The 22,703-nt window shown below is 69.8% G+C and carries 27 protein-coding genes, 1 tRNA gene, 1 pseudogene and 1 riboswitch; of the genes and pseudogenes, 18 read left to right on the forward strand and 11 right to left on the reverse strand.

What is annotated here, in order from left to right; genetic code table 11:
* Positions 1-5 precede the first annotated feature (5 nt).
* Positions 6-416 (reverse strand): SsgA family sporulation/cell division regulator, encoded by a 411-nt coding sequence (locus ACIQHQ_RS00505; protein WP_402608641.1) that lies wholly within the window; start codon positions 414-416, stop codon positions 6-8.
* Between the two features lie 244 nt (positions 417-660).
* Between ACIQHQ_RS00505 and ACIQHQ_RS00510 the strand changes: the two genes are divergently transcribed.
* Positions 661-2,343 (forward strand): RDD family protein, encoded by a 1,683-nt coding sequence (locus tag ACIQHQ_RS00510; protein ID WP_402608643.1) that lies wholly within the window; start codon positions 661-663, stop codon positions 2,341-2,343.
* Between the two features lie 60 nt (positions 2,344-2,403).
* Complete coding sequence (locus ACIQHQ_RS00515) at positions 2,404-3,111, forward strand: RDD family protein (protein ID WP_402608645.1); 708 nt, start codon at positions 2,404-2,406, stop codon at positions 3,109-3,111.
* 44 nt (positions 3,112-3,155) lie between these two features.
* Here ACIQHQ_RS00515 and ACIQHQ_RS00520 read toward each other — a convergent pair whose 3' ends face one another.
* Positions 3,156-3,434, reverse strand: coding sequence for a hypothetical protein (locus ACIQHQ_RS00520; RefSeq protein ID WP_402610585.1), 279 nt, complete (start codon positions 3,432-3,434; stop codon positions 3,156-3,158).
* 415 nt (positions 3,435-3,849) lie between these two features.
* Here ACIQHQ_RS00520 and ACIQHQ_RS00525 point away from each other — a divergent pair, with 415 nt between their 5' ends.
* Together ACIQHQ_RS00525 and ACIQHQ_RS00530 are read left to right on the forward strand one after the other, a co-directional pair.
* Entirely contained in the window at positions 3,850-6,201 is a 2,352-nt protein-coding gene (locus ACIQHQ_RS00525) for an immune inhibitor A domain-containing protein (protein ID WP_402608647.1), read from the forward strand.
* A gap of 121 nt (positions 6,202-6,322) precedes the next feature.
* Positions 6,323-6,667, forward strand: coding sequence for a hypothetical protein (locus ACIQHQ_RS00530; protein WP_402608650.1), 345 nt, complete (start codon positions 6,323-6,325; stop codon positions 6,665-6,667).
* 25 nt (positions 6,668-6,692) lie between these two features.
* Here the strand turns inward: ACIQHQ_RS00530 and ACIQHQ_RS00535 are convergent, their stop codons facing one another.
* Together ACIQHQ_RS00535 and ACIQHQ_RS00540 are read right to left on the reverse strand one after the other, a co-directional pair.
* Positions 6,693-7,283, reverse strand: coding sequence for an isochorismatase family protein (locus ACIQHQ_RS00535; protein ID WP_402608652.1), 591 nt, complete (start codon positions 7,281-7,283; stop codon positions 6,693-6,695).
* Between the two features lie 113 nt (positions 7,284-7,396).
* On the reverse strand, positions 7,397-8,743 hold the full coding sequence (locus ACIQHQ_RS00540) for a nicotinate phosphoribosyltransferase (RefSeq protein WP_402608654.1): 1,347 nt from the start codon (positions 8,741-8,743) through the stop codon (positions 7,397-7,399).
* Positions 8,744-8,850: 107 nt separating this feature from the next.
* Here ACIQHQ_RS00540 and clpS point away from each other — a divergent pair, with 107 nt between their 5' ends.
* From clpS to ACIQHQ_RS00575, 7 genes are all read left to right on the forward strand, one after another.
* Positions 8,851-9,168, forward strand: a complete 318-nt coding sequence (gene clpS, locus ACIQHQ_RS00545; RefSeq protein WP_384153606.1) for an ATP-dependent Clp protease adapter ClpS — start codon at positions 8,851-8,853, stop codon at positions 9,166-9,168.
* A gap of 32 nt (positions 9,169-9,200) precedes the next feature.
* Complete coding sequence (locus ACIQHQ_RS00550; RefSeq protein ID WP_402608657.1) at positions 9,201-9,809, forward strand: DUF2017 domain-containing protein; 609 nt, start codon at positions 9,201-9,203, stop codon at positions 9,807-9,809.
* A gap of 364 nt (positions 9,810-10,173) precedes the next feature.
* Complete coding sequence (locus ACIQHQ_RS00555) at positions 10,174-11,598, forward strand: amino acid permease (protein WP_402608659.1); 1,425 nt, start codon at positions 10,174-10,176, stop codon at positions 11,596-11,598.
* Between the two features lie 132 nt (positions 11,599-11,730).
* The gene (locus ACIQHQ_RS00560; RefSeq protein WP_190899287.1) at positions 11,731-12,153 is read left to right on the forward strand and encodes a Mov34/MPN/PAD-1 family protein; all 423 of its coding nucleotides are present in this window, start codon (positions 11,731-11,733) and stop codon (positions 12,151-12,153) included.
* Positions 12,154-12,251: 98 nt separating this feature from the next.
* Positions 12,252-12,347, forward strand: coding sequence for a putative leader peptide (locus tag ACIQHQ_RS00565; protein ID WP_311688247.1), 96 nt, complete (start codon positions 12,252-12,254; stop codon positions 12,345-12,347).
* A 116-nt stretch (positions 12,348-12,463) separates the two neighbouring features.
* Positions 12,464-12,796, forward strand: coding sequence for a MoaD/ThiS family protein (locus tag ACIQHQ_RS00570; RefSeq protein WP_402608661.1), 333 nt, complete (start codon positions 12,464-12,466; stop codon positions 12,794-12,796).
* Between the two features lie 6 nt (positions 12,797-12,802).
* Positions 12,803-13,753 carry a PLP-dependent cysteine synthase family protein gene (locus ACIQHQ_RS00575; protein ID WP_402608663.1) on the forward strand — a complete coding sequence of 317 codons (951 nt, stop codon included), beginning with the start codon at positions 12,803-12,805 and terminating at the stop codon, positions 13,751-13,753.
* Between the two features lie 60 nt (positions 13,754-13,813).
* Here the strand turns inward: ACIQHQ_RS00575 and ACIQHQ_RS00580 are convergent, their stop codons facing one another.
* Positions 13,814-14,314: a type II toxin-antitoxin system PemK/MazF family toxin gene (locus tag ACIQHQ_RS00580; RefSeq protein ID WP_402608665.1), complete on the reverse strand. Its 501-nt coding sequence runs from the start codon at positions 14,312-14,314 to the stop codon at positions 13,814-13,816.
* A 212-nt stretch (positions 14,315-14,526) separates the two neighbouring features.
* Here ACIQHQ_RS00580 and ACIQHQ_RS00585 point away from each other — a divergent pair, with 212 nt between their 5' ends.
* Positions 14,527-15,279: an MBL fold metallo-hydrolase gene (locus ACIQHQ_RS00585; protein WP_402608667.1), complete on the forward strand. Its 753-nt coding sequence runs from the start codon at positions 14,527-14,529 to the stop codon at positions 15,277-15,279.
* A gap of 84 nt (positions 15,280-15,363) precedes the next feature.
* Here ACIQHQ_RS00585 and ACIQHQ_RS00590 read toward each other — a convergent pair whose 3' ends face one another.
* Together ACIQHQ_RS00590 and ACIQHQ_RS00595 are read right to left on the reverse strand one after the other, a co-directional pair.
* Positions 15,364-16,626, reverse strand: coding sequence for a PTS transporter subunit EIIC (locus ACIQHQ_RS00590; RefSeq protein ID WP_402608669.1), 1,263 nt, complete (start codon positions 16,624-16,626; stop codon positions 15,364-15,366).
* A gap of 176 nt (positions 16,627-16,802) precedes the next feature.
* Positions 16,803-17,167: pseudogene (locus ACIQHQ_RS00595) on the reverse strand (PTS transporter subunit EIIC); the annotation flags it as partial.
* Positions 17,168-17,499: 332 nt separating this feature from the next.
* On the opposite strand from ACIQHQ_RS00595, the gene ACIQHQ_RS00600 reads away from it, so the two are divergent.
* From ACIQHQ_RS00600 to rdgB, 4 genes are all read left to right on the forward strand, one after another.
* Positions 17,500-17,733 carry a glucose PTS transporter subunit EIIB gene (locus tag ACIQHQ_RS00600; protein ID WP_086602225.1) on the forward strand — a complete coding sequence of 78 codons (234 nt, stop codon included), beginning with the start codon at positions 17,500-17,502 and terminating at the stop codon, positions 17,731-17,733.
* Positions 17,734-17,840: 107 nt separating this feature from the next.
* On the forward strand, positions 17,841-18,578 hold the full coding sequence (gene rph / locus ACIQHQ_RS00605) for a ribonuclease PH (protein WP_390981733.1): 738 nt from the start codon (positions 17,841-17,843) through the stop codon (positions 18,576-18,578).
* A gap of 144 nt (positions 18,579-18,722) precedes the next feature.
* Positions 18,723-19,121: a hypothetical protein gene (locus tag ACIQHQ_RS00610; protein ID WP_402608672.1), complete on the forward strand. Its 399-nt coding sequence runs from the start codon at positions 18,723-18,725 to the stop codon at positions 19,119-19,121.
* 127 nt (positions 19,122-19,248) lie between these two features.
* Positions 19,249-19,851 carry an RdgB/HAM1 family non-canonical purine NTP pyrophosphatase gene (gene rdgB, locus ACIQHQ_RS00615; protein WP_402608674.1) on the forward strand — a complete coding sequence of 201 codons (603 nt, stop codon included), beginning with the start codon at positions 19,249-19,251 and terminating at the stop codon, positions 19,849-19,851.
* A gap of 44 nt (positions 19,852-19,895) precedes the next feature.
* Here rdgB and ACIQHQ_RS00620 read toward each other — a convergent pair.
* The 4 genes from ACIQHQ_RS00620 to bcp all read right to left on the reverse strand — a co-directional run bounded on the left by ACIQHQ_RS00620 (position 19,896) and on the right by bcp (position 21,748).
* Positions 19,896-19,970, reverse strand: a tRNA-Leu gene (locus ACIQHQ_RS00620).
* A gap of 15 nt (positions 19,971-19,985) precedes the next feature.
* Positions 19,986-20,480, reverse strand: a complete 495-nt coding sequence (locus ACIQHQ_RS00625; protein WP_402608676.1) for an HNH endonuclease signature motif containing protein — start codon at positions 20,478-20,480, stop codon at positions 19,986-19,988.
* Entirely contained in the window at positions 20,477-21,139 is a 663-nt protein-coding gene (locus tag ACIQHQ_RS00630) for an HNH endonuclease signature motif containing protein (RefSeq protein ID WP_402608678.1), read from the reverse strand. Before ACIQHQ_RS00630 ends, ACIQHQ_RS00625 begins: the two co-directional genes overlap by 4 nt.
* Before the next feature lie 141 nt (positions 21,140-21,280).
* Positions 21,281-21,748, reverse strand: coding sequence for a thioredoxin-dependent thiol peroxidase (gene bcp / locus ACIQHQ_RS00635; protein WP_033308146.1), 468 nt, complete (start codon positions 21,746-21,748; stop codon positions 21,281-21,283).
* 95 nt (positions 21,749-21,843) lie between these two features.
* Here bcp and ACIQHQ_RS00640 point away from each other — a divergent pair, with 95 nt between their 5' ends.
* A complete protein-coding gene (locus ACIQHQ_RS00640; RefSeq protein WP_402608680.1) occupies positions 21,844-22,173 on the forward strand; it encodes a DUF3618 domain-containing protein in 330 nt (109 codons plus the stop codon).
* Positions 22,174-22,217: 44 nt separating this feature from the next.
* On the forward strand, positions 22,218-22,574 hold the full coding sequence (locus ACIQHQ_RS00645) for a co-chaperone GroES (protein ID WP_031140106.1): 357 nt from the start codon (positions 22,218-22,220) through the stop codon (positions 22,572-22,574).
* 51 nt (positions 22,575-22,625) lie between these two features.
* Positions 22,626-22,696: riboswitch (guanidine-III (ykkC-III) riboswitch) on the forward strand.
* Positions 22,697-22,703: the final 7 nt, after the last annotated feature.

Genomic DNA, 22,703 nt, shown 5'->3' on the forward strand with positions numbered 1-22,703 from the left:
GGCTCTCACCGGGCGAGCAACTGGGCCAGCTCGTCGTCGAGTCCGAGCTGCTCACCCTCCGTCCCCGGCGGGACCACCCGCAGCGTCCTTTCCAGCCAGGCCGACACCGCCGCCGCGGGGGCCTCCAGCAGGGCGTCCCCGCCAGGTGAGCTCAGCGCCATCAGCACGACACCGCGCCCCTCGGTCTTCGTCGGCCACACCCGCACGTCCCCCTGCCCGCACGGCCGGAAGACGCCCTCCACCAGCAGGTCCCGGGCGAACGTCCAGTGCACGGGGTGCTCGGAGTCGATGTGGAAGGTGACGTGGACGGCGTAGGGGTCGCCGGTGAGATACCCCAGCCGGGCCGGCACCGGGATCCTGCACTCCGGCGACAGGACGAGTTTCAGCTCCAGATCCCGCTCCACCACGGTGTGCATGGCGGTGTTCCCTTCTCCTGACGGCTGCCCGTGAGGGCCGGTCAGGGGGAGAGAGCGGGCAGAGGCCGCGGCATTACGCGCCTTGCCGGAAGTTTTTTCGCGGGGGGACCCGCGGAGCGGTGCCGTGCGTAGCACATCGGTGCTCGAAAGGGGCGGGTCCCGTGGGAGCGACGGTGGGGCTTGCGCTCGTCTGATAGATGTGGAGGCCCCCATTTGACCCCCGAGCAGATACGGGACGACGGACATGAGCGCCCCAACCCCGGCCCCCGGTGACGACAGGCCCCGCGAAGGGTATTACCCGGACCCGTCCATTCCTGGATATGTCCGGTACTGGAACGGCGCCTCCTGGGTGCCGGGCACCAGCCGTCCGGCGCCCAAGGACGGCGAGTCGCTCGCGCCGCCCGGGGCGGGGGCCGCGCAGCCCGCCCCGGTGGAGGAGACAGGCCCGCACTTCTTCGACGAGGACCCGGTCGCACAGCCGTCCGCCGCCGAGGCCCAGCACGGCAGCCGTCCCGAGCCCGCGTCCGCCTGGGGCGCCGACCGCTCCCGCCAGTCCGGCTTCGGCGGCGACCAGGACCGCCGGGTCTCGTGGGGCGCGCCGCAGGGAGCGCAGGGTGCGGCCCCGCAGGGTGCTCTGAGCGCTGATCCGAGGGTGCCGCACGCCGACGGCCGGCCCGACGGGGAGTCCGCCCGCGCCGAGGGCACCGAGGGCGTCCCGCCCTCGGGTCAGGCGAACGCCGCGGCGGGGGACGGCACGTTCGTGTTCCGCCGCCCGACGGGCAACGCCGGGGGAGGAGCCTCGGCCGATGCCCAGGACGACGGCACGATGGCGTTCCGCGCGGTGGCCTCGCGCACGGGCCGGGCCGGCGGTCCGGACCGTGGGGCGGGTCCCGGCGACCACTCCGGCTTCGGACCGGCGGGCTCGGCCGGCGGCGCGGCGGCGTCCGGTTTCGCGGGGCAGGCCGGGGCGGCCGGCGGCGGCTTCGGGTCGGCCGAGGGCGCGGCGGCGTCCGCCTTCGGCGGTGAGCACGGACCGGCGGGCGCCGTAGGGGGCCCGTCGGGGCCCGCCTTCGGCGCCCAGGCCGGGCCGGCCGGCCCCGGGAGCGGCGCGTCGGGGCCCGGCTTCGGCGCGGGCAAGGCCGCCGCCGCCCGGGCCGCCGCGCAGGCGCCGGGCGGCAGCGCACCGGCCTCCGCGGCGGGTCCGACGGCCTTGTCCGGGCCCCAGGTGTCGCCCCCGATCCCCCCGCAGTCCGGCGGCCCCGGCGGTGCCCGGTCCGGCGCCGCCGTCTCCGCCCCCCTCAGTGCGGGCTCCGGTGGCGGTCAGTCGTCCTGGGCGCAGCAGGTGCACCGGCTCGCCGGGGGCGGCGGTGGTGACGAGCAGCCCGTCGCGCCCTGGAAGCCGCCGGTCGAGGACGTGTTCCAGGCGGCCGCCCGGCGCCAGGCGGAAGCCCGCCCCGCCGGGCTCGGCAAGCGGCTGGCCGCCCGGTTGCTGGACACCGTCGTCCTCGCCGCGCTCACCGCGGTGGCCGCCGTACCGCTCGGTGCCAAGGCGATCGACCACGTCAACGAGAAGATCGACGCGGCCAGGCTCTCCGGCGAGACCGTCACGGTCTGGCTGCTCGACGGCACGACCTCGGTCTGCCTCGGCATCGTCCTGGCGGTGTTGCTGCTGGCCGGTGTGCTCTGCGAGGTGCTGCCCACCGCCAAGTGGGGGCGCACCCTCGGCAAGAAGCTGATGGGTCTCGAAGTCCGGGACATCGAGGGCCACGACTCCCCGGAGTTCGGCGCGGCCCTGCGCCGCTGGCTGGTCTACAGCGTGCCCGGGCTTCTCGTCGTGGGGCTCGTCGGCGTCGCGTGGTGCCTCTTCGACCGGCCCTGGCGCCAGTGCTGGCACGACAAGGCCGCGCACACCTTCGTGGCGGGCTGAGCTCCCTCGGACGGCCGTCTGCCGGATGCGGAGGCCGGGTGTTCGCGGTCGACTCGGGCCATGAGCAGTGAACCGCCCCCCGGCTCCGGTCAGCAGCCCCCGGAAGACGACCCGTTCAGGAAGCGCCCCCCGGGCGAGCCGCCCGGTGAGGGCACGGGCTCGCCCTACGGCAGCGAACCCCCGTACGGGGGCGGCAGGCCGGGCGCCCCCGGTGGCGGGTTCGGGGGCGGCCCGCCCGGCGGTGGTGTTCCGCCCGGCGGCGGACCCTATGGCGGTGATCCCTACGGCGGCGGCTCCTATCCGACCGACCCCCTCGCCGGTATGCCCCCGCTCGCCGACAGCGGCAAGCGCACGCTCGCCCGCATCATCGACATGATCCTGGTGGGTGTCGTCGTCTGGCTGCTCACATGGGGCTTCGGCGTCAACGAGTACGACGTGGACAGCGACCGCATCGAGGTCGCCAAGTCGTTCTGGCAGTCGGCGGTCGCCGCCGTCCTCTACATCGGCTACGACACCCTCATGACCGCCAGGACCGGTCAGACCCTCGGCAAGAAGCTGCTGCACCTGCGCGTGGCCAACCTGGACAACGGCGCGACGCCCTCCGTGCAGAACGCGCTGGTGCGCGCCGCGGTGCTGTGGATCCCGTTCGCCTTCTGCTGCGCCTGTGTCTGGACCGCGATCTCGGGCGGCTGGAGCTTCTTCGACCGGCCCTACAAGCAGGGCCTGCACGACAAGGCGGCCAAAACGGTCGTGGTCAGCACCAATTGAGGCAGGCGGGGACCAAAAGGCGGTACCGAAGGATCAACGGGCGGTCAGGAGGCCGCCCGTTCGCGCACCGGCTTTTGGGCCGGCGCCGGGATGGAGGCCCGCACCGGTTCCCGGGGGGTGGGTCGTTCCACCGCGGCCGGGCGTTTGCCGGGCGATGGCACCGTCAGGGCTACCAGCAGTCCGAGGGCGAGCGCAGCGACGGCGATGATCGCGATCCCCACGCCCGAACTCGTCTGAGACAGCAGCAGCATGGCGAGGGTCGAGAGGATCACGGTGCAGGAACCGTAGGCGAGCTGTGCGGCAGTCGGACGGGGCATGGCCATCATGTCCTCGAAAGTGGGGGTCCACGGGGGTGTCGGCCCGGCTTTGCGCCGGCTTCCGGGCGTTCCGCCGAACGACATTCTCTCGGGCAGGGTGCCCGACCGGAACCGACGGTAAGCGTGACCTCGTCAACACGGCCGGTGCACAGGGGGCGCACGGAGTCATGACGTCCACGGAGTGGACACATGCACGCGCCCGCTCGGCCGGTGGAGGGGCCACGGGACAACCGTTCGGTTGTTCGTAAAACGAACGTCGCCTCCGCATAGTGCACTTGACCTGCTCAAGTCAAGGTCTGTCTTTTCTTCTAAACCTCTAGTCAAATGTCGTCACTTGACTACACGCGTTGATCACGCGCGCGCGGATTTCCATGACCGGGACCCTGCCTGCCGCGCGCCGCAACGCGGGGGAGGATCTCAAGTGATCAGTAGAACCCGGACGTTCAGAGCGGCCGCCATCAGCGTGGCGCTCGCGGCGGCCACCGCCACCGCATCGACGTACGCGGTGGCCGACGACGCCTCGGCACCCCGGTCCACCACCGTGGACCGGCACGACCCGGCGGATCGTCACCATGACGAGCACGACCTCGAAGGCCCGCTGAGCAAGACTCAGGACGCTCAGCGCGAGGAGGCCCTCAAGCAGGTCCTCTCGGGCAAGAGCAAGGTCAAGAACCGTGATGGTTCCAAGGTCGTCCAGCTCAAGAGCAAGAAGGGCGACGCGAAGTACGTCGAGCTCGGCCGCGAGAAGACCGACAAGATCTTCACGATCCTGGTCGAGTTCGGGGACAAGGTCGACAGCCGCTACGGCGGCACCCCGGGCCCGCTGCACAACGCGATACCCAAGCCCGACCGCAAGAAGGACAACTCCACGGCGTGGAGGGCCGACTACGACCGGGACTACTTCCAGGACCTGTACTTCGGTTCCGGCAAGGGCGTCGACTCGGTCAAGACCTACTACGAGAAGCAGTCCTCGGGCCGCTACTCGGTCGACGGCGAGGTCTCCGACTGGGTCAAGGTCCCCTACAACGAGGCCCGTTACGGCAACAACGCCTGCGGTGACACCAACTGCCCGAGTGTGTGGAACGTCGTCAGCGACGGTCTGAACGCCTGGGTCTCCCAGCAGAAGGCAGCGGGGAGGACCGACGCGCAGATCAAGGCGGACGTCGCGCGCTTCGACGAGTGGGACCGTTACGACTTCGACGGCGACGGCGACTTCAACGAGTCCGACGGCTACATCGACCACTTCCAGATCGTGCACGCCGGTGAGGACGAGTCCGCGGGGGGCGGCGCCCAGGGCACCGACGCGATCTGGGCCCACCGCTGGTACGCCTTCGGCACCGACAGCGGCGCCACCGGCCCCGAGAACAACAAGCTGGGCGGCGCGAAGATCGGCGACACCGGCATCTGGGTCGGCGACTACACCGTCCAGCCGGAGAACGGCGGGCTCGGCGTCTACGCCCACGAGTACGGCCACGACCTCGGTCTGCCGGACCACTACGACACCACTGGCGACGGTGAGAACTCCACCGGCTTCTGGACGCTGATGTCGTCCGGTTCCTGGCTCGGCACCGGCAAGAAGGAGATCGGCGACCTGCCCGGCGACATGACCGCCTGGGACAAGATGCAGCTGGGCTGGCTGAACTACGACAAGGCCAAGGCCGGGGTCAACTCCTGGCACAAGCTGGGTGTCGCCGAGTACAACACCAAGCACAAGCAGGCGCTCGTGGTGGACCTGCCGCAGAAGGCCGTCACCACCGAGCTCGTCACCCCTGCCCAGGGCGCCACCCAGTGGTGGAGCGGCAGCGGCAACAACCTGAAGAACACGCTGACCCGTTCCGTCGACCTGACCGGGAAGAAGTCGGCGTCACTGGCCCTCGACGGCTGGTACGAGATCGAGGCCAACTACGACTACCTCTACGTCGAGGCCTCGACCGACGGCGGCGCCAACTGGACGGCCCTGGACGGCACGGTGGACGGCAAGCCGATCCCGCGTGACGGCAGCGACAAGCCGGCCCTGCACGGCACGGTCGACGGTTACAAGAAGCTGGCCTATTCCCTGGATGCCTACGCGGGCAAGAAGTTCGACCTGCGCTTCCGCTACCAGACCGACGGCGGCCTGGCGATGAAGGGCTTCGCGGCCGACCGGATCGCCGTGACCGCCGACGGCGCCACCGTCTTCTCCGACGACGCCGAGTCCGCGGACGCGGCCTGGACGGCGAACGGCTTCTCCCGCATGGGCGCGTCCTTCACCAAGAACTACGCGCAGTACTACATCGCGGAGAACCGGCAGTACGTCTCGTACGACAAGACGCTGAAGACCGGCCCGTACAACTTCGGCTTCACCGAGCGTCCGGACTGGGTCGAGCACTACGCGTACCAGAACGGCCTGCTGCTCTGGAAGTGGGACACCTCCCAGGCGGACAACAACACCAGCAAGCACGAAGGCACCGGTCTCATCCTGCCGATCGACTCGCACCCGACCGCGCTCAAGTGGGCCGACGGCACGCTGATGCGCAACCGCATCCAGAGCTACGACGCGCCGTTCAGCAAGTACCGCACGGACGGCATGACGCTGCACAAGGCGGACGTGGCGAAGTACATCCCGGGCTCGAAGGGCGTCTCGGTCTTCAACGACCGGAAGAACGACTACTACGACGAGTCGACCCCGACCGCGGGTGTCAAGATCACTGACACCAACACGAAGATCAAGATCCTCAAGGAAGCCAAGGACGGCTCGACGATCGAGCTGGAGGTCGGCCCCGCGGGTAGGTAATTCGCATCCTTGCAGGTCAGAACATGATCGGCGGTGACCCACTGGCGGGTCACCGCCGATCCGTGTTTAGGTGCGTCCTGTGGCTCTCTTATTGACACCGACCGACACGGGGGATGACCGCATGGCCGCAGGAGGCTTCTGCAAGCTGCCGAACGGCATGGTGGTGGTGGCACTGAACCTGCCCAGCCCCGCCGCCGACGGCCCCGGCGCCGTCCGCGTCCTCGTGCACTCCGTGAACCGCGCCCGGGCCCTGACCAGGCTCCGCAACCTCGGTCTGCGGTCGGTCTACCTGCGCGGCAACGCCGCCCCGCCGACCCCGGACGAGATCACCGCGGTCCTGCACCACCCCGACGGCCTGATATGGCGCACGGCCCACGACAACGGTGTCGCGTCGAGCCCGGACCTGGTCCAGGAGCTCTGGCGCCCGATCAGAGCCCTCCTGCGGCGCCCGACGGCCCAGACCTGACCCACGGGGCCTGCGGGCCGCGGGGCTACTGCACGACCGGCTTGCCCGACAGCTCCACGCCCGCCTCGCGCAGCTCCTCCAGGGCCCGCTCGGTGCTCTCCGGGGCCACCCCGGCCGTCAGGTCCAGCAGGACCTGCGTGCGAAAGCCCTCCCGGGCGGCGTCCAGCGCCGTGGCGCGCACGCAGTGGTCCGTGGCGATGCCCACCACGTCCACCTCGGTGACCTCGCGCGAGCGCAGCCAGTCGGCCAGGGACGTGCCGTTCTCGTCGGTCCCCTCGAAACCGCTGTACGCCGCCGAGTACGCCCCCTTGTCGAACACGGCATCGACCGAGCCGGAGGCGACGGCCGGGGCGAAGTTCGGGTGGAAGCCGACGCCCTCCGTGCCGGCCACGCAGTGCGCGGGCCAGGAGCGGGCGTAGTCCGGGTTCGCGGAGAAGTGGCCGCCGGGGGCGATGTGGTGGTCGCGGGTGGCCACCACGTGCTGGTAGCCGGACCCGGCCGCCTGCCCGATCAGCTCGGTGACGGCGGCGGCCACATCGGCACCGCCGGCCACCGCGAGGCTGCCCCCCTCGCAGAAGTCGTTCTGCACATCGACGACGATCAAGGCGCGGCGCATGGTCGGTGTCCTTCGGCTATGAGGTCGGCAAGCCCGGCCGGTGAACCACCGAGCCTATTGACAGAGGAGAGCGGACGGGAGGGGGCACGGGTCGGCGCGTCACGGCACACCCCCTAGCTACCCGAGGTCTCGTGCAGGTACTCGGTGGGCAGGACGGGCTCCCCGCGCGAGAGCTGCGTGGCCGACATCGGGAGACCCGCGCGTGCCCTCGTGTGCCGCTCGCGCGCCGCGTCCAGCGGCTCCCGCGCCACGACCTCGCCACCCTTGACCAGCTCCACCAGCAGCTGCCGGCCCGCGAGCTCGCCCGGTACCGGTCCGGTGCCGATCACCTCGGCCTCGGCGATCCCGTGGGCGTCCAGCCGCCGCGCGGCCCACTTGCGTCCGCCGACGGACGTCTTGCCGCCGCTGGACTTCTTCGCCACCGGCACCAGCGGCGCCTTCGGGTCGGCGGACTCGGCGCGCGCGACCAGCTTGTAGACCATCGAGGAGGTGGGGTGGCCGGAGCCGGTCACCAGCTGGGTGCCGACCCCGTAGGCGTCCACGGGCGCCGCGGCCAGCGAGGCGATGGCGTACTCGTCCAGGTCGGAGGTGACGACGATCTTCGTCTCGGTCGCGCCCAGCTCGTCCAGCTGCTGGCGCACCCGGTGCGCGACCAGCAGCAGGTCGCCGGAGTCGATGCGCACCGCGCCCAGCTCGGTCCCGGCCACCTCGACGGCCGTGCGGACCGCCTCGGCGACGTCGTAGGTGTCCACCAGCAGCGTGGTGCCCCGGCCCAGCGTGTTCACCTGGGCCTGGAAGGCGTCGCGCTCGCTGTCGTGCAGCAGGGTGAAGGCGTGCGCGGAGGTGCCGACGGTGGGGATGCCGTAGCGGAAACCCGCCGCCAGGTCCGAGGTGGTCGCGAAGCCGCCGACGTACGCGGCCCGGGAGGCCGCCACCGCGGCGAGTTCGTGTGTGCGCCGGGCGCCCATCTCGATCAGCGGCCGGTCGCCCGCGGCGGCCGCCATGCGCGAGGCCGCCGCGGCGATCGCCGAGTCGTGGTTGAGGATCGACAGGATCACCGTCTCCAGCAGCACGCACTCGGCGAAGGTGCCCTCCACACGCATGATCGGCGAGCCCGGGAAGTACACCTCGCCCTCGGGATAGCCCCAGATGTCCCCGCTGAACCGGTAGCCGGCCAGCCAGTCCAGCGTCTCCTCGTCCACGATCCCCCGCTCGCGCAGGAAGGTCAGCACGGCCGTGTCGAAGCGGAAGTTCTCCACCGCGTCCAGCACTCGTCCGGTGCCGCCCACGACGCCGTAGCGCCGCCCGTCCGGCAGCCGCCGGGTGAAGACCTCGAACACGCTCCGCCGCTCGGCCGTGCCCGCCGTGAGGGCGGCCCGCACCATCGTCAGCTCGTACTGGTCCGTGAAGAGCGCCGTCGAGGGAACGTCCACCGGCAGCCCAAGGTCCGCTGTGTTCATGAGCGGGATCGTACCCCCATTTCGTCAATCTGACGATTGTAGGCCCGGAGGGCGCGATCGCCCTACGGCCAGGCCCGTTTGTGCGACTACCCCCCTCGGGTGGCAGCATGGGCAGTGTGACGTCACCCGCGCCCCTGGAGATCGAACGCACCGAGTCGGCGGAGGAGGTCTTCGCCGTACCCGAGCCGGACGTCCCGTGGGTCACCATCGTCCACAACGACCCGGTCAACCTCATGAGCTACGTGACGTACGTCTTCCAGTCGTACTTCGGCTACTCCAAGGAGAAGGCCACCAAGCTCATGCTCGACGTCCACCACAAGGGCCGGGCGGTCGTCTCCAGCGGCAGCCGCGAGGAGATGGAACGCGACGTGCAGGCCATGCACGGCTACGGCCTGTGGGCCACCCTCCAGCAGGACCGTAAGTAGCCAGCTCTCCGCCCAGCAGCGAAAAGGCGTTCATGCCCGGAACCTTCGAACCGCTCCCCGGCGGCGGCGCGGCCGTCGCGCTCGACGACGTCGAGATCTCCATCATCCGGTCGCTGGCCGTCCAGCTCCTGGAGCTCATCGGCCCCGGCCCCGCCGAGGACGTCTCCGGCGACCCGCTCGCCGAGCTGTTCGCCGAGGGCCCGAGCGAACCGCCGGCCGACCCGGTGCTCAGGAGGCTGTTCCCGGACGCCTACGGCGACCCCGACGGCGCCCCGCAGGCCCCGGAGGCCGAGGAGCAGCGGGCGTACTCCGCGGAGTTCCGCCGCTACACCGAGAACGACCTGCGCGCCGGCAAGCGGGACAACGCCCTGGTCGTGATCCGCTCCCTCGACGCGCTCTCCTCGGCGTCGGCCGGTGAGGGCGGTGCGGTGCTGAAGCTGTCCCCGGCTCAGTCGCAGCAGTGGCTGGGCGCCCTGAACGACCTGCGGCTCGCGATCGGCTCGCGACTGGAGATCACCGACGACGAGGACACCGAGCTCCTCTACCGCCTTCCCGACGACGACCCGCGCAAGCCGATGGTGATGGCCTACCTGTGGCTGGGCGGCCTCCAGGAGACGCTGGTCGGAACCCTTATGGCCTGATCGGTGCAGGTTTTGTGACCGCCGGATGGTCGATCGGTGTTCGCTCAGAGGACACTCAAATCCGGATAACGATCCCATCACCGCACCGGCCGTCTATGGCCCCTCCGAAAGTGTTTTGTCCGCTTTTCCTGTGCGGTGCGCCACATTCCATGCCGGTGATCAGTGTTGCGGCCGTGATAAATCTTCACGACCGCCCGGTCGGAACACCACCCGAATGTTCGGCCGGGTGCGCCACCGAGCCGGCAACCGCCGGCCAGGCACGAGCGGGCTTCCGGGCCCGCTCAGCTCCATCATCCGGGGGGATCGAAACCCGATCCGAGGCCGACGAGAGGCCCGGGTCGGCATGGAGAAAGGCGCACCACACATGACCTCTGCGCAGGTCGACACGGAAAACGTGCCCGAAGAGGGGTACGAACGCGGCCTCGGCAGCCGTCAAGTCCAGATGATCGCGATCGGCGGCGCCATCGGCGTCGGCCTGTTCATGGGCGCCGGAGCGAACATCGCGAAGGCCGGCCCCAGCATCATCCTCATGTACGCCCTCGCGGGCGTCGTGATCTTCTTCATCATGCGGGCCCTGGGCGAGCTGCTCCTCTACCGGCCCGTCTCCGGCTCCTTCGCCGAGTACGCCCGCGAATTCCTCGGCCCGTTCTTCGGGTTCGTCACGGGCTGGACGTACTGGCTCATGTGGGTGGTGACCGGCATGGCCGAGCTCACGGCCGCCGCGATCTACATCCACTTCTGGTTCCCGGAGATCCCCCAGTGGGTCAGCGCCCTGGTCTTCCTGGTGGTGCTCTTCGGCGTCAACCTGATCTCCGTCAAGATCTTCGGCGAGGTCGAGTTCTGGTTCTCGATGATCAAGGTCACGGCCATCATCGGCATGATCGTCATCGGTCTCGGCGTGCTCACCCTTGGCTTCTCCGACGCCGGTGACACCGCCGCAGTCTCCAACCTCTGGTCGCACGGCGGCTTCTTCCCGAACGGCATCGGCTCCAGCCTCATGACGCTCCAGGGCGTCATGTTCGCCTACCTCGCCGTCGAACTCGTCGGCGTCACCGCGGGCGAGTCCGAGAACCCCGAGAAGACCCTGCCCAAGGCCATCAACACCCTGCCCTGGCGCATCATCGTCTTCTACGTCGGCGCCCTGCTGGTGATCCTCTCCGTCGTCAAGTGGACCGAGTTCTCCGCCGGTGAGAGCCCGTTCGTGCACGCCTTCGGCAAGATCGGCATCCCGCTCGCCGCGGGCATCGTCAACTTCGTCGTGCTCACCGCGGCCCTGTCGTCCTGCAACTCGGGCATGTACTCCACCGGCCGCATGCTGCGCGACCTGGCCGCCAACAGCGAGGCGCCGCAGGCGTTCGGCAAGCTCAACGCCCGCAAGACGCCCGCCGTCGGCATCACGGTCTCCGTCGCGCTCATGGGCATCGGCGTCGTCCTGAACTACGTCGTCCCGGAGAAGGCGTTCCTTTACGTCACCTCCGTCGCCACCGCGGCCGGCATCTGGACCTGGATGATGATCCTCGTCAGCCACATCCGCTACCGGGCCGCGGTCGACGCGGGCCGGCTGCGCGCCTCGTCCTTCCCCGCTCCCGGCGGCGCGCTCTTCAGCTGGGTCGCGCTCCTCTTCCTCATCGGCGTGACCTGCATGATCGCGTACGACAAGGACGCGCGGGTCTGCCTTTACGTCGCGGCCGGCTGGGCCGTCGCCCTGGGTGTCGGCTGGGCGGTCCTCAAGCGCCGCAACCCGCAGCTCACCGGGCGCCGCGACGCGGAGTTCGAGAAGGTCGGCTGACCACCCCGAGGACGCCCAGCCGCAGGGAGTACTCGTGGCACCCCCTGCGGCTGCCGCTCAGGGCGTCCGGCATATGGGCCGTTCCGTACCAGTCCTCGGTACGGAACGGCCCTTCTGCTTATCCTTGCCGACATGCTGACCATCACCCAGGCCCTCGTCGACCAGATCGTCGCCCACGCGCGCAAGGACCACCCCGACGAGGCGTGCGGCGTCGTCGCAGGACCGGCGGGCTCTGACCGCCCCGAGCGCTTCATCCCCATGCTGAACGCGGCCATGTCGCCCACGTTCTACGAGTTCGACTCCGGGGACCTGCTCAAGCTCTACCGCGAGATGGACGACCGCGACGAGGAGCCGGTGGTCATCTACCACTCGCACACCGCGACCGAGGCCTACCCCTCGCGCACCGACATCTCCTACGCCAACGAGCCCGGCGCGCACTACGTCCTCGTCTCCACCGCCGACACCGACGGGGCCGGCGAGTTCCAGTTCCGCTCCTTCCGGATCGTCGAGGGTGAGGTCACCGAGGAGGAGGTCCGGGTCGTCGAGGCCTACTGAGTTCGCCTGAACAGCGCAGTCTCACTCCCCGGCCCCAAAACGTCCGCCATGTGGGATCACATTCCAGGACCCGGACCGGGAATCGATACGATGAGCCCATGGTTTTCCATGACGTGAGCGAAAAGACGCCGGGCGATCTGCTCGTGGCGCGGCTGCACGTCGACCTGTGCAGGCTCGCCAGCGCCATCTGTTGACGCCGGACCCTGCCGCCGTACGGCCGTCAGCCGCGGCGCCGCACACACGCACCACCCCGCTGTTCCTGCGCTGCCGCGCGCCCCGACCGACCACTCCCGACAGGAGCCCTGAAGCCATGGCCATCGAGGTCCGCATCCCGACCATCCTCCGCACGTACACCGACGGTCAGAAGGCGGTGGAAGGCAAGGGAGACACCCTCACCGAGCTCTTCAACGACCTCGAGACACGGCACCCGGGCATCCAGGCCCGCATCGTGGACGACGGCCAGCTGCGCCGCTTCGTCAACGTGTACCTGAACGACGAGGACGTCCGCTTCCTCGACGGCATCAACACCAAGCTGTCGGACGGCGACAACGTCACGATCCTGCCGGCCGTGGCAGGAGGTTCTGCCGCGGCGAAGCCGCGTCCGGCTGGGGTGGCGGTCGGGCGGCGCGCGGGAACGGTCTGATCACCGATGCGCTACGACTCCCCCCTGGCCGCGGTCGGCAACACCCCCCTGGTGCGCCTGCCGCGGCTGTCGCCGTCCGCCGACGTCCGCATCTGGGCGAAGCTGGAGGACCGCAACCCGACGGGGTCGGTCAAGGACCGTCCGGCCCTGCACATGATCGAGCAGGCGGAGAAGGACGGCCGCCTGACCCCGGGCTGCACCATCCTCGAGCCGACGTCGGGCAACACCGGCATCTCCCTGGCCATGGCGGCGAAGCTCAAGGGCTACCGCATCGTCTGCGTGATGCCGGAGAACACCTCGCAGGAACGCCGGGACCTGCTGGGCATGTGGGGCGCGGAGATCATCTCCTCCCCGGCGGCGGGCGGCTCCAACACCGCCGTGCGCGTCGCCAAGGAGCTCTCGGCCGAGCACCCGGACTGGGTGATGCTCTACCAGTATGGAAACCCGGACAACGCGGGCGCCCACTACGCCACGACCGGCCCCGAGATCCTCGCGGACCTGCCGTCGATCACGCACTTCGTGGCCGGCCTCGGCACCACCGGCACCCTCATGGGCGTGGGCCGCTTCCTGCGCGAGCACAAGCCGGACGTCCGGATCGTCGCGGCCGAACCGCGCTACGACGACCTGGTCTACGGCCTGCGCAACCTGGACGAGGGATTCGTGCCCGAGCTGTACGACGCCTCCGTCCTCACCACCCGCTTCTCGGTCGGCTCGGCGGACGCGGTCACCCGCACCCGCGAGCTGCTCCAGCAGGAGGGCATCTTCGCCGGCGTCTCCACGGGCGCCGCGCTGCACGCCGCGATCGGCGTCGGCAAGAAGGCCGTCAAGGCCGGGGAGCCGGCCGACATCGTCTTCGTCGTCGCCGACGGCGGCTGGAAGTACCTCTCGACGGGCGTCTACACGGCGGCCACCACGCAGGAGGCCATCGACACGCTCCAGGGCCAGCTCTGGGCGTAGCCGACGGAACGAACCGACACGAAAGGGCTGGAATCCGCGACTCCAGCCCCTTCGCGCTGCTCAGCCCGCCAGGTAGCGCACCTGGTCCCACAACGCCGGGTCCACCACGCCGACCCGCCGCCGGAAACCCCACACCGGGACCTCCCGCAGCTCGTCCGTCTCCAGGAAGCTCGCGCGGCCCTGGGCGTCGCCGGCCGAACCCGGGGGCAGCGGGATCACCCCGGCGCGTTCGTCACGGAACCGGGTGGTGATCTTCGCGACCGTCGCCCGCTCCCCGCGCACCGCCAGCACCAGGCAGGGCCGGTCCTTCGCCCGCCCGTCGCCCACCACCCTGCCTGACGCGCCTCGCGCGGCCCCCTCTGATTCCGCTTCGTCCTCGTAGGGCACCTCCGCCCACCAGATCTCCGCCGGCTGCGGCCGGCCCTCCGGAGCTAGCACCGGCGCCGCCGCCCCACCCCGCTGGGCCGACGGCCGCCGCCCCCGGCCCCAGCCGTCGACGAGAGTGGCGACGAGCGCGAGCAGCACCACCGCGGCGAGCGCCAGCCACCAGGACGTGTCCATACTGAGACGTTACCGGCGCCGCCCGCGCCGCGCGCCCTCCTCGCGAGGATCACCCCCGGCCTTGCCAGCCGAACCGGTGACAGCACAGGTGAGTTCGCCCACAACAGGCCTTTGTGGAGGAGCTACCGGAGGTTTTGCGCCTTACGCTCGACGGACCGCACGACCCCCCGACGCCCCTCTCAGACATTCCCGCCAGCGGAGGTTTCTGCTTCATGAAGCTCACCGTCGTCGGCTGCTCGGGGTCGTTCCCGTCCGCGGAATCGGCCTGCTCGAGCTACCTCGTCGAGGCCGACGGCTTCCGGCTGCTTCTCGACCTGGGCAACGGTGCCCTGGGCGAGTTGCAGCGCCACTGCGGTCTCTACGACCTCGACGCGATCTTCCTCAGCCACCTGCACGCCGACCACTGCATCGACATGTGCGCGTACTTCGTCGCGCGCTACTACCGCCACGACGGCGGCCGCTGCGATCCACTCCCCGTCTTCGGCCCCGAAGGCACGGAACACCGGCTGACCACCGCCTACGCGGACACGCCCTCCGCCTCCTCCATGAGCGAGGTCTTCGACTTCCACACGGTCAAGCCGTCCACCTTCGAACTCGGGCCGTTCACGGTGCACACCGAGCGGGTGGCCCACCCCGTGGAGGCGTACGGCATCCGCATCGAGCACGGCGGCCGGACGCTGGCGTACTCCGGAGACACCGGCGTGAGCCCCGCGCTGGACGAACTCGCCCGGGACGCCGACCTGTTCCTGTGCGAGGCGGCGTTCACGCACGGCAAGGAGAACATCCCCGACCTGCACCTCAACGGCCGTGAGGCGGGTGAGACGGCGGCCCGGGCCGGTGCCCGCCGCCTGGTCCTCACTCACATCCCGCCGTGGACGGACCCCCAGGTCAACCTCGCCGACGCCCGCGAGGTCTACGACGGCCGGGTGGACCTGGCCGCGCCGCGGCAGACGTACGAGATCTAGCGTCCCCCGCTCGGACCCCGGAACACGCGCGAAGGCCCCGGAACCACAGCTTGGGTTCCGGGGCCTTCGGCGTGTGCGAGTTCCTTACTTCGCCTCGGCCTTCTGGAGCTCGGCGAGTTCCTCGTCGGACTCCCGGCCCGGCGTCGGCAGGTTGAACTTGGTGATCGCGAAGCGGAAGACCGCGTAGTAGACCGCCGCGAAGCACAGACCGACCAGGGCCAGACCCCACGGATTGGTCGCGATACCCAGGTTGAGGAAGAAGTCCACCGCGCCGGCCGAGAAGCCGAAGCCGTCCTTCATGCCCAGCGCCCAGGTCAGCGCCATCGAGACGCCGGTGAGCACGGCGTGGATCGCGTACAGCACCGGGGCGATGAACATGAAGGTGAACTCGATCGGCTCGGTGACGCCCGTGACGAACGAGGTCAGCGCCAGCGACAGCATCATGCCGCCGACTATCTTGCGACGCTCGGGCCGGGCGCAGTGCACGATCGCGAGGCAGGCGGCCGGCAGGGCGAACATCATGATCGGGAAGAAGCCGGTCATGAACTGCCCGGCGCTCGGGTCACCCGCCAGGAACCGGGCGATGTCGCCGCTCTTGCCCTCGTAGGTGCCGGCCTGGAACCAGGGGAAGGAGTTCAGCAGGTGATGCATGCCGATCGGGATCAGCGCACGGTTGGCGACACCGAAGATGCCCGCGCCGACCGCCCCGGAGCCGACCAGCCACTCACCGACGTTGTGCAGAGCCGTGCCGAGGACCGGCCAGATGTAGCCGAAGACGATGCCGATGACCAGACCCGCGAAGGCGGACAGGATCGGCACCAGACGGCGCCCGCCGAAGAAGCCCGCCCAGTCGGGCAGCTTGGTCCGGTAGAACTTCTGGTAGAGCAGGGCCACGACGATGCCCATGACCACGCCGCCGAGGACCTTGGCGTCCACGGGAGCGTCGACCATGACGACCTTGCCGTCGACCGCCGTGGCGACCTTCGGCAGGTTCTTGTCGGTGAACGTGGCCAGCACGTTCTTGAAGACGAGGTAGCCGACCACGGCCGCCAGCGCGGTGGACCCGTCCGACTTCTTGGCGAAGCCGATCGCGATGCCCACGGCGAACAGCAGCGCCATGTTGTCGAGGATCGCGTTGCCGCCGGCCGCCATGAAGCCCGCGATCTTGGTGATGAAAGCAGGGAACGACTCGCGCCCGAGCATGTCGGTGTTGCCGAGTCGGACCAGCAGGGCGGCGGCGGGCAGGACGGCGACGGGGAGCATCAGGCTGCGGCCGATGCGCTGCATCACCGCCATCACCGCCGCCCCCTTCTTCGGGCTCGCGGGCGCGGCTGTGGCTGTGGACATGAACTTCCTCCAGGGGGCACGGCGCCGCCCAGGAAGAGTTCGACGGGGGACGGCGGCGTCTCAAAGAAAGGGGAACGCGGTCATCACCGCGCGACCTCCACCACTGAGTGGTGTAGACCAGTTGTAGCACGGTAGGCCGAACGAGTGGAACCCGCCAATTCCACCCGCTGTGACGATCACGCCTTGGCGCTGTCCTCGACGTCCTCCTCGGGTTCGCGCCCCACAGTGGCCAGATCCAACCTCGTGATCGCGAACCGGAAGATCACGTAATGGACGAGCGCGAATCCCGCACCGATCGGAAGGATCAGTCATGGCCCGGTCGCCGGATTCCAGTTGATGACGTGATCGATCAGCCCCGCCGAGAAGCCGAACCCGTCACGCATCCCCACCCCCACATCACCGCCATCGACACACCCGTCAGCAGCGCGTGCAGCACGTACAGACCGGCGCGACGAACAGGAACGAGCCCTCGATCGGCTCGGCGATGCCCGTGACGAACGACGTCAGCCACCGACGGCATCAGACCCCCGACCTCCAACCGGTCGAGGATCCCCGCCGTCGGCAGCACCGTGATCGGCAACTGCAGAGTGCGGCCCATCTTCTGCGACCCCTGGAACAACCGGTTCCAGCGAACACGGGGCGGGGTCGGCGGCAGCCTTGGCGCCGGCAGGGCTGCCGGCACTCGTTCCGATCCCCCCGGTCGAGACACTTTCGGCGAGAGACTTTTGTCGAGAGGCCCGCTCGTGGTGTAGACCAGTCGTTCGACGGTCGCACGAAGGTGACGCCACCAGCTGGTACACGACTTGGCCGCTCGCAAAGATGGGCCAACTGTGGGTTACTGCGACAAAGCGGTTCGGATCAGGGAGAACGAACATGGCCACCAAGGCTGAGAAGATCGTTGCCGGGCTCGGCGGCATCGACAACATCGAAGAGGTCGAAGGCTGCATCACCCGCCTCCGGACCGAAGTCGTGGACCCCGCCAAGGTCGACGAGACCGCCCTGAAGGCCGCCGGCGCCCACGGCGTCGTCAAGATGGGCACCGCGATCCAGGTCGTCATCGGCACCGACGCCGACCCCATCGCGGCGGAGATCGAAGACATGATGTGAAGCGCGGGGATCGTCCCGGGCCTCACCGCCTGACACCCCCAGCCCCACCGGGGCCCCGTCCCACCGCGGAAGGGGCCCCTTCCGCACGTACGGATAGGCTCAGCCGCATGTCTCGAATCGACGGCCGCACCCCCCAGCAGCTCCGCCCCATCACCATCGAGCGCGGCTGGAGCAAGCACGCCGAAGGCTCCGTCCTCGTCTCCTTCGGCGACACCAAGGTCTTCTGCACCGCCTCCGTCACCGAAGGCGTCCCGCGCTGGCGCAAGGGCAGCGGCGAAGGCTGGGTCACCGCCGAATACTCCATGCTGCCCCGCTCCACCAACACCCGCGGCGACCGTGAGTCCGTCAAGGGCCGCATCGGCGGCCGCACCCACGAGATCAGCCGCCTCATCGGCCGCTCCCTGCGCGCCGTCATCGACTACAAGGCCCTCGGCGAGAACACCATCGTCCTCGACTGCGACGTCCTCCAGGCCGACGGCGGCACCCGCACCGCCGCCATCACCGGCGCCTACGTGGCACTCGCCGACGCCGTCGCCTGGGCCCAGCGCAAGAAGCTCATCAAAGCCGGCCGCAAGCCCCTCACCGGCACCGTCTCCGCCGTCTCCGTCGGCATCGTCGGCGGCATCCCCCTCCTCGACCTCTGCTACGAAGAAGACGTCAAGGCCGACACCGACATGAACGTCGTCTGCACCGGCGACGGCCGCTTCGTCGAAGTCCAGGGCACCGCCGAAGCCGAACCCTTCGCCCGCGACGAACTCAACGCCCTCCTCGACCTCGCCGTCGCCGGCTGCGACGAACTCGCCGCCCACCAGCGCACCGCGCTTGACACCGTCCTCGAAAAGTAAAGGACACACCAAGAAGGCCGCTCGGTACGGGCAACCGCGCCGAGCACACACGCGTCTGAAGGAGTACGGGCGCACGGCTCATCCCTGTGCGCCCGGCCAGCCACGCGGGCCCGACCGGCCCCACCGAACGAGAGGGACCGCTCCATGGCCGCGAGCCGCCGACGCCGCACCGCAGCCGTCGCCGCCACCCTGGCGGCCGTCGCGCTGACCGCCGGACTCACCACCGGCTGCGCCGCCGTCGACAAGGCGCTGGACTGCGTCCAGACCGCCGACGCCATCGCCGACAGCGTCACCGAACTCCAGCAGGCCGTCGACAGCGCGGCGAACGACCCCACGCAGCTCGACGAGTCCCTCGACTCCATCGACAAGAACCTCGGCGACATCGGCGACAAGACCGACAACGCGGACGTCGGCAAAGCCGTCGACGACCTCAACAAGGCCGTGGACAACGTCCGCACTTCGATCGAGAACGGCGACGAGACACCCGACATCAGCCCCGTCACGGACGCGGCGGGCGAACTGACGAAGGTCTGCACGCCGTAACACCACCTCACCGGGCAGGGCTTCTCATGTGCCGGGTTTCCCACGGAGGCCGGATACGGGTCCGCGAGGGCTGGTCGCGCAGTTCCCCGCGCCCCTGACGGGGCGCGCCCCGGCCATACTGGTGGCCATGAGTCGCCTGATCCTCGCCACCCGCAACGCCGGGAAGATCACCGAACTTCGCGCGATCCTCGCCGAAGCCGGGCTGCCCCACGACCTCGTCGGCGCCGACGCCTACCCGGACATCCCCGACGTCAAGGAAACGGGCGTGACGTTCGCCGAGAACGCCCTCCTCAAGGCCCACGCCCTGGCCCAGGCCACAGGCCTGCCCGCGGTCGCCGACGACTCCGGCCTCTGCGTCGACGTCCTCAACGGAGCCCCCGGCATCTTCTCCGCCCGCTGGTCCGGCCGCCACGGCGACGACAAGGCCAACCTGGACCTCCTCCTCGCCCAGCTCTCGGACATCGCCGACGAACACCGCGGCGCCCACTTCGCCTGCGCCGCGGCACTCGCCCTGCCGGACGGCACGGAGAGGGTGGTCGAAGGGCAGCTACGGGGCGTCCTGCGCCACCAGCCCGCCGGCACGGGCGGCTTCGGCTACGACCCGATCCTCCAGCCGGAGGGCGAGTTGCGAACCTGCGCGGAGATGACCCCCGAGGAGAAGAACGCGATCAGCCACCGGGGGAAGGCGTTCCGGGCGCTGGTGCCGATGGTGGGGGAGCTGTTGGGCTGACGCGTGCGGAAGGGCGCCCACTGAAGTGGTGCGCCCTTCCTGGATGAGCCCGGTGGGACTCGAACCCACGACACACCGGACCTAAACCGGCGCCCTCTTGCCAGCTGGGGTACGGGCCCACAGCGTCGCCTACTCTACTGGGCCTCGCGGATCGCTCGTCGGCCTCCTCGGCACCACGTCTTGGTGATCGCGTGGCAATTGGGACACAACAGCTGCAGATTCTCGCGCCGGTCGTCGCTCCAGTCCCCGTTGATGTGATCCACCTCCAGCGTCATGGGTTTGCCGAGCCACTCGGGGCCGATGCCGCACCGCACGCACTGCTCGGGTACGCCGACGCTGCTGAGCGCTCGGCGCAACAGCGTGGTCGCGGTCCTGTGCTTGCTGTCATGACGGACCAGGATCTCCTCGGGGCGCTTGGCCGGGACGGTGCCCGGCTTGCCCCGGTTGTGTGCCTGGCCGAGGAAGTGCGCCGTGTCGAGGCGCTCCTGTGCGATGAGTCGACGCAACGCCGACCGCTGTCCGCCGTTGTCCGGCCGTCCCAGCCGGCGCAGCACCTCGGCGAGCGATAAGGACGCGGCGACCGCGACGCGCAGTTCTTCGGGCGTGGGCCAGGCGCGCCGCCCGCTCATGAGGCCCGCCTCCGCGCGCGTCCCCTGCCACGCCCTCGGTAACTGTCCGTCGTCGAGTGACAGTTGGGGCAGAGGAACCGAACGTTATCCACCCGATTGTTGCGCCAGTCGCCGTCGATGTGGTCGACCTCCAAGGACAGCGGCTCCCCCTGCCAGACGGCTCCGATACCGCACATCGCGCAGCGCTCCTCGACGCCCAGCTCGCGCATCGCCCTCTTGAGGCGGGCGCTCGGAACCCGTCTGGGGTGCGTGGAGGTGTCCTCGACGAGGATCTCCTCGGCCGTGCGGCGGCGCTGGTTGTGCCTCATCTTCTCCGTGCGGACCACAGGTACGAAGTGCGACGTGTCGATGCCGTATGCCTTGATGCGGCGGCTGATGTGAGTGTGGTGTCCCCCCACCAGCTCAAGCCCGACGTGCCGCAGCACGTCGTTCATGCTGGTCGAGGCGGACACGGCCGCTTGCAGAACTTTCCGGGTCCACCTGCTCCCCTCCCGCTCGAAGTGAGCGGTGTCCACCCCCAGCTTCTTCATTCGCTGCCGGATGTAGTCCCGCCTGGAACTCCGAGGATCCACCCCCAGCCTCTCCAGCGCCTCCGTCAACGACCTCGCCCCCCGGGCCGCCTCCTCCAGTCGCTCCCTGGTGTACGCACTGGCCCCCATGAAAAGCCCTCCGTCCCCGATCACCCGTTCGTGATCCCGTACGGAGTAACGAACCGCTTATCGGACCGTCACGCCCGAAACGCGGAGCGGCTCGTGCCGGACATCCCCGGTACGAGCCGCGCCACCACGAACAGCGGGATCTCAGACCCCCAGGTCCTTGATGATCTTCGCTACGTGTCCCGTCGCCTTGACGTTGTACAGGGCGCGTTCGACCTTGCCCTCCTCGTCCACCACGATCGTGGAGCGGATGACGCCGACGACCGTCTTGCCGTACAGCTTCTTCTCGCCGAAGGCGCCGTAGGACTCCAGGACCTGCTTGTCCGGGTCGGCCAGCAGTGTGACCTTGAGGGACTCCTTGTCGCGGAACTTGGCCAGCTTCTCCGGCTTGTCGGGGGAGATGCCGATGACGTCGTAGCCCGCGCCCGCCAGCAGCTCCAGGTTGTCCGTGAAGTCGCAGGCCTGCTTGGTGCAGCCGGGGGTGAGGGCGGCCGGGTAGAAGTACACGATGACCTTGCGGCCCTTGTGGTCGGACAGGGACACCTCGGTGCCGTCGGCGTCGGGGAGGGTGAAGGCGGGGGCCACGTCCCCCGGCTGGAGTCGCTCGCTCATCGGGCCAGGGTAACCGGGGGTGCTGACAGTGTGATGAGTCGTGGAGCTGACAGACTGTCCCCCACAGGCTTCACACCGACTTCGGAGGCGACACGGTGGCGGACACGGCGGACACCAGGACCCCGGCGCAGATCGAGGCGGACATCAGGCGCCGCCGCGCGACCTTGGCCGAGACCCTCGACGAGCTCGGGGTGCGGGTGCACCCGAAGACGATGGTCGGGGATGCCAAGGCCAAGATCGCGTCGAACATCGATCACACTCTCGGGCGGGCCTACGTGGGGGTCAACAAGGCCGTCACGGACGTCCGGGCCCGGTTCGTGGACGAGGACGGCGCGCCGCGGCTGGAGCGGCTCGTGCCGGTCGCGCTCGTCGTGGTGGGTGTGGTCGGGCTGCTCGCGCTCGGCACGCGGCGGCGCAAGGGCTGACCCGACTGCGTACGTTTGTGGGGAAGGCAGGTAGGTTTCAGGGCGTGAGCGCCAAGAGAAACGAGCACAGTACCCATCCGGACAAGCTGCCCATCCGGATGCTGCACGATCGCGTACTCGTGCGGCAGGACACCAGTGAGGGCGAGCGGCGTTCCGGCGGCGGCATCCTGATCCCCGCCACGGCGGCGGTCGGCCGGCGGCTGGCCTGGGCCGAGGTCGTCGCGGTGGGGCAGAACGTGCGGACCGTGGAAGCGGGTGACCGGGTTTTGTTCGACCCGGAGGACCGGGCCGAGGTGGAGGTGCGGGGGATCGCGTACGTGCTCATGCGCGAGCGTGATCTGCACGCCGTGGCCGCGGACCGGTTCGAGGGGGCCGAGGACTCGACGGGCCTCTACCTGTAGATCCATGCCCGTGACGCAGGGGCCGGTGACAACCGTCACCGGCCCCTGCGTCATGGGTCTTGCTACGGTGGGGACCCCCGACGAGACGCGCCGTACCGGGATCAAGGCAAAGACGACGCACCGACACCG

Origin of the sequence: Streptomyces sp. NPDC092370 (assembly GCF_044755265.1) — a bacterium.
Lineage (GTDB): Bacteria > Actinomycetota > Actinomycetes > Streptomycetales > Streptomycetaceae > Streptomyces.